The following is a 5,200-nucleotide window of genomic DNA, read 5'->3' as shown; positions in this document are numbered from 1 at the left end:
GTCCTTCACCCGGCCCAGCTTCCCGGGTACGGCCCGTACCCGCCGGCCCTCCGGCCGGGGCTCGACCGCCTTGCGCGCCCTCGCCGCCCGGCTCGTCTCCCCGGTACGCGAGAACGCGGTGAGCGCGGAGTGGTACGTGCCGGCGGAGAACCGGCCACCGGCCCGCACGTAGCCGTCCACGGCGACCGGCCCGTCGGTGGGGAGCTGCTGGACCGTGAACCAGGCGCCGAGGTCGTGCGGGACCGAGTCGAAGCCGCAGGCGTGCACCAGCCGCGCCCCGGTGCGTACCGCCTCGGCGTGGTGCCGCACGTACATCAGGTCGACGAACTCCGGCTCGCCGGTGATGTCCAGGTAGTCGGTGCCGGCGGCGGCGCAGGCCGCGACCAGCGGCTCCCCGTGCCGGATGTACGGGCCGACGGTGCTGGCGACCACCCGGGCGCTCTCCGCGACGGCGCGCAGCGAGGCCGGGTCGGTCGCGTCGGCGGTCAGCAGCGGCAGCTCGGCCAGCGCCGGATCGATCGCGGCGAGCCGGTCCCGTACCCCGGCCAGCTTGCCCGGGTTGCGGCCGGCGATCGCCCAGCGCAGCCCGTCCGGGGCGTGCCGGGCCAGGTACTCGGCGGTGAGGCCGCCGGTGAACCCGGTGGCGCCGAAGAGGACGAGGTCGTACGTGCGGTCGTCGCGCATCCGCTGAGTGTGCCACCCACGGCGCGGCCGATCACGGGGTGAAGACCGCCCGGACACAGCCGTCGGCCCGCTCCCGGAACAACGCGTACCCGTCGGCGCCCCGCTCCAGCGGCAGCCGGTGGGTGGCCAGGTGCTCGGTGCGCAACTCGTCGCGGGCCATCCGGTCCAGCAGGGTCGGGATCCAGCGCTGCCCGTGCTGCCGGGCGCTGCGGACGGTCAGCCCCTTGTTCATCACCGCGCCGAGCGGGAACGCGTCGACGAACCCGGTCCAGGTGCCGAGCACCACCACCGTGCCGCCCTTGCGGCAGGCGTGCACCGCCTCGCGCAGCGCCAGCGGCCGCTCCGCGCCGCCCACCCGGCCGCCGAGCAGCCCCGGCGGGTCGGCCGCCATGCCGACCGCCTCCACGCACACGTCCGGCCCCCGGCCGCCGCTGCGCTCCCGCAGCTCGGTGGGGACGTCCACGTACCGGTAGTTCAGCGGTTCGGCCCCGACGTGCCGCTCGACCATCCGCAGCCGGTCGTCGTGATCGTCGATCACCACCACCCGGTGCGCGCCGCGCGCCACGGCCGCCCCGGCGGTGAGCTGGCCGACCGCCCCGGCGCCCCAGACCGCCACCACGTCACCCGGCGTCACCTCGCCCAGTTCGGCGCCGAGCCAGCCGGTCGGCGCCGCGTCCGAGGCGAACACCGCCCGGTCGTCGCTGACCGTCTCCGGTACGGTGAACGCCCCGACGTCGGCGTACGGCACCCGGACGTACTCGGCGTGGCTGCCGGCGAAGCCGCCGGTCCGGGCCGGGTGGCCGTAGCAGCCGCCGGTGGGCTGGCCCCAGGCCGATTCCGCCTCCGGCGCGCCCGCGGTGCCGTTGTCGCAGCAGGCGAAGAGGCCCTGCCGGCAGAACCAGCAGGCGCCGCAGGCCACCGCCGCGCAGACCACCACCCGGTCGGCGACCCGGTGCCGGCGCACCTCCGGCCCGACCTCGACCACCTCGCCGAGGAACTCGTGCCCGAGCACGTCCCCGGCCGCCAGGTACGGGATCCGCCCGGCCAGCAGTGGCAGGTCCGCCCCGCAGGTGACGCTCTGCCGGACCCGGACGATCATGTCCTGGGCGTTGCGCAGCTCCGGGTCGGGCACCTGGCGGATGGCCAGCTCGTCGGTGCCCTCCCAGCACAGTGCCCTCATCCGGGCACCTCCGGCCGGCCGGGCCGGGACCGGTCCGCCCGGAGCACCTCGCCGGTCTCGGCGAGCTGCTTGGTCTCCCGCAGCGCCTGCCGGATGAACCGGCCGGGATCGTCCCCGACCAGATGGGCGGCCATCCCGGGGAATCCGCGGTCCCCGCCGAGCGGCCGGGCGGCAAGCTCGGTGCCGCGCCCGCCGGGCGCCGGGCGGGCGTGCAGCTCCACCGCGCCGTCCAGCCGGCGCAGCGGCTCCGGCCACCGGCCGGGCGGCAGCACCTCCTCGGGTCGGCCGGCGACCGTCACCACCTGCCATCGCCCGGGCCGCGGGTCGGTCCCGGCCGCGCGGAGCGGGCGGTTCCGCCGGCGTACGAGGGCACGCGCGCCGGCCGCCGCGAGGGCGATCCCGACGCCGGTCAGCCGTCCCATCCATGCCACCTGCCCCTCCCGTCGTCGGGGTTGCCGGGCGGCCGGTCACGCGCGACCGGCCGCCCGGGGTCTCCACCCGGTGTCTCCAGCGTCGGGCAGCCCCGGGTGACCGGGGTTCGCCCCGAAGGGGTGAACTGCTCCGCGCCGGGTAACCGCCCCCAGCACCAGGGGAGCGGGCGCGACGGGGAGGGCCGCATGCCGGAACAGGCTGACCGCGTCAAGGTCGCTGAGACGCCCCGTGGCGTCACCGCGCCGGCGGGTCCGCCGCTGCTGGCGTCGCGGTTGGCCGCACCTCCGCCGCCTCAGCCGCTGCTGGTCCGGCCGCGGCTGCTGGACCGGCTGGACCAGGGGGTGGCCGGGCCGGTGACCCTGGTCTCCGGGCCGGCGGGCTGGGGCAAGACCACGCTGCTCGCCTCCTGGGCGCGCGCCTCCCGGGCCACGCCGCCGCCGGCCTGGGTGTCCGTGGAGGACGGGGACACCGGGGAGCGGCTGTGGTCGTACCTGGCGGCGGCGCTGCGGGCCGCCGTGGCGGGCGAGCCGGGCGAGGGGCCGCCGGTGCCGGATGTGCCACCCCGGCCGGACCAGCTGGAGCTGCTCGCCGCGGCGCTCGCCGCCCGGGAGCGCCCGGTGCTGCTGGTCCTGGACGACCTGCACCGGGTCACCGATCCGGCCGCCCTGACCGGGCTGGAGTTCCTGCTCCGGCACGCCGAGGGGCGGCTGCGGCTGGTGGTCGGGGCGCGGACCGAACCGGCGCTGGCCCTGCACCGGTGGCGGCTGGCCGGGGAACTGACCGAACTCGGCCCGGCGGACCTGGCGTTCACCGACGACGAGGTGGCCGACCTGCTGGTGGCGCATGCCGTGCCGCTGCCCGCCGCGACGGTGCCCCGGTTGCGGGAGAGTACCGGTGGCTGGCCGGCCGGGCTGCGCTTCGCCGCGCTCGCGCTGCGCGGGCGGACCGACCCGGCGCGGGCGGTCGAGCGGTTCGGCGGCGACCAGCCGGACGTGGCCGGCTACCTGCGCGACGAGGTGCTCGACCCGCTCGGCCCGGACGCCCGGGAGATGCTGCGGCGCAGCGCCGTGGCGGCGGCGGTCTGCGCCGACCTGGCCCAGGCGGTGACCGGACGGGCCGAGGCCGGCCAACTGCTCGCCGACCTGGCCCGGGCCGGCGGTTTCGTGCAGCAGGACGGCGGCAGCCCGCCCTGGTACCGGTGCCACCCGCTGCTGGCCGACCTGCTCGGCGACGAGTTGGACCGGCTCCCGGCCGACGAGCTGCGCGACCTGCACCTGCGCGCCGCCGGCTGGTACGCGGGCAACGGCCGGCCGGCGGAGGCGCTGCGGCACGCGCTGGCCGGGGGTGAATGGAACCGGGCCACCGAGCTGCTGATCGCCCGCTGGCCGGAGCTGGTGCCGTACGACCCGGACGTGCCGGCCGGGCCGGCCCCGGCCGAGCCGCCCGCCGAGGCGGTCCGGCGGGACCCGGAACTCGCGCTGGCCTGCGCGGCCGAGCGGGCGTACGCGGGTGACGTCGAGGCGGCGGGCGGGCACCTGCGGCGCGCGGTCGAAGCCGGCCACGACCTGCCCGCCCCACGCCGGGACCGGTTCCGGCGGCTGGCCACCGCGCTGGAACTCACCCTGGCCCGGCTCACCGGAGACCACGAGGAGGTACGCGCGGCCGCCGACCGCCTGCTCGCCACCGGCCCCGTCCCGCCCGGACCGGGTGACGATCCACGGGCCGGCGTGGGGGAGGAGGCCGACGCGCGGGCGGTGGCCGGTACCGCGCTCGGCCTGGTCGCGCTGGCCGAGGGGAAGCTGACCGCCGCCGGGGCACGGTTCGCCGAGGCGCTGGCCGCGGCCCGGGAGGCGGGCCGGCCGCGTACCGAACTGGTCTGCGCCAGCCGGTCCGCGCTGCTGGACGCGGCCCGGGGCGAGCTGCGGGCGGCCGAGCGGACCGCCCGGGAGGCGCTCGCGATGCCCGCCTGCCGGGGCTGGGCCGGCGCCCGGGACTGCGGGTACGCGTACCTGGCGCTGGCCCTGGTGGCGTGGCACCGGGACGAGCCGACGGAGGCGGCGGCGAATCTGACCCTGGCCGGCCCGGCCACCGCGGAGCCCGGCGCCGCGGCGCTGGCCGCGCTCTGCCGGGCCGAGTTGCTGGCGGCCAGCGGCGAGCCGGCGGCCGCCCTACGCGCCGTCGCCAGGGCCCGGGAGGCCGCGCCCGGGCCGGAACTGGCGGTCTGGCTGACCGCGAGCGAGGCGCAGCTGCGGGCCCTGGTCGGCGACGTGGACACCGCCCGCGGCCTGCTCACCGACGCCCTCGGCGACGCCGGCCGGGTCAGCCGTCCGGGGCCCGCCGCCGCCGGCTCGGCAGCGCCGGCCGGCCCGGGGACCGGCGGTGCGATCACCGCGCCGTCAGCCGGCCGGTCGACCGGCGGGGACGCCGCCGCGACCGCGCTTCAGGACGGCGGGGTGACCGGCGGGGACGTGGTGGCGCCGGACGTCAGCCGGGCGGCGACCGTGGTCGGGCCGGAACTCGTGGCCGGGCCGGACGCGCAGGCGGCGGCGCTCGGGTTGGCGCTGGCCCGGGTGGAGCTGCGGGCCGGCGACGCCCGGGCGGCGGGGTGGACGCTGCCGGACTGGACCGGGCCGGCCGCCGGTTCCTGGCCGTTGCCGCTGCGGCTCGCGGCCGGCCTCCTCGACGCGGTCGTCGCGCAGGACGGGGGCGACGACCGGCGGGCCGGGCGGGTCCTGGAGCAGGTGCTCGACCTGGCCGAGCCGGAGGGCTACCGGCGGATCTTCACCCGCGCCGAGCCGGGCGTACGCGACCTGCTCGCCGCGCACCTGGACTCCGGCACCGCCCACTGGGCGACGGTGAGCGACCTGGTTCGCGGGGCGGACGAGCGGCGGGCCGGCGAGCCGG

At 79.1% G+C, this 5,200-nt stretch carries 4 protein-coding genes; 1 reads left to right on the top strand and 3 read right to left on the bottom strand.

What is annotated here, in order from left to right; translation table 11 throughout:
- From ONA70_RS34510 to ONA70_RS34500, 3 genes are all read right to left on the bottom strand, one after another.
- A partial coding sequence (locus ONA70_RS34510; RefSeq protein WP_265010679.1) for a saccharopine dehydrogenase family protein occupies window positions 1-684 on the bottom strand: 684 nt, incomplete at its 3' end.
- 31 nt (window positions 685-715) lie between these two features.
- Window positions 716-1,864: an alcohol dehydrogenase catalytic domain-containing protein gene (locus tag ONA70_RS34505; RefSeq protein WP_265010678.1), complete on the bottom strand. Its 1,149-nt coding sequence runs from the start codon at window positions 1,862-1,864 to the stop codon at window positions 716-718.
- Window positions 1,861-2,286, bottom strand: coding sequence for a hypothetical protein (locus tag ONA70_RS34500; RefSeq protein ID WP_265010677.1), 426 nt, complete (start codon window positions 2,284-2,286; stop codon window positions 1,861-1,863). Before ONA70_RS34500 ends, ONA70_RS34505 begins: the two co-directional genes overlap by 4 nt.
- Window positions 2,287-2,481: 195 nt before the next feature.
- Between ONA70_RS34500 and ONA70_RS34495 the strand changes: the two genes are divergently transcribed.
- A partial coding sequence (locus ONA70_RS34495) for an AAA family ATPase (protein ID WP_319959625.1) occupies window positions 2,482-5,200 on the top strand: 2,719 nt, incomplete at its 3' end.

It is taken from the genome of Micromonospora yasonensis, assembly GCF_026013475.1.
Taxonomy (GTDB): domain Bacteria; phylum Actinomycetota; class Actinomycetes; order Mycobacteriales; family Micromonosporaceae; genus Micromonospora; species Micromonospora yasonensis.
The sequence above is the reverse complement of the archived record's forward strand: the minus strand, read 5'-3'. Positions and strand labels throughout refer to the sequence as shown.

Coding starts and splice junctions, on each gene's coding strand:
- ONA70_RS34505 (WP_265010678.1), bottom strand. CDS start 1,864: ATGAGGGCACTGTGCTGGGAGGGCACCGACGAGCTGGCCATCCGCCAG.
- ONA70_RS34500 (WP_265010677.1), bottom strand. CDS start 2,286: ATGGGACGGCTGACCGGCGTCGGGATCGCCCTCGCGGCGGCCGGCGCG.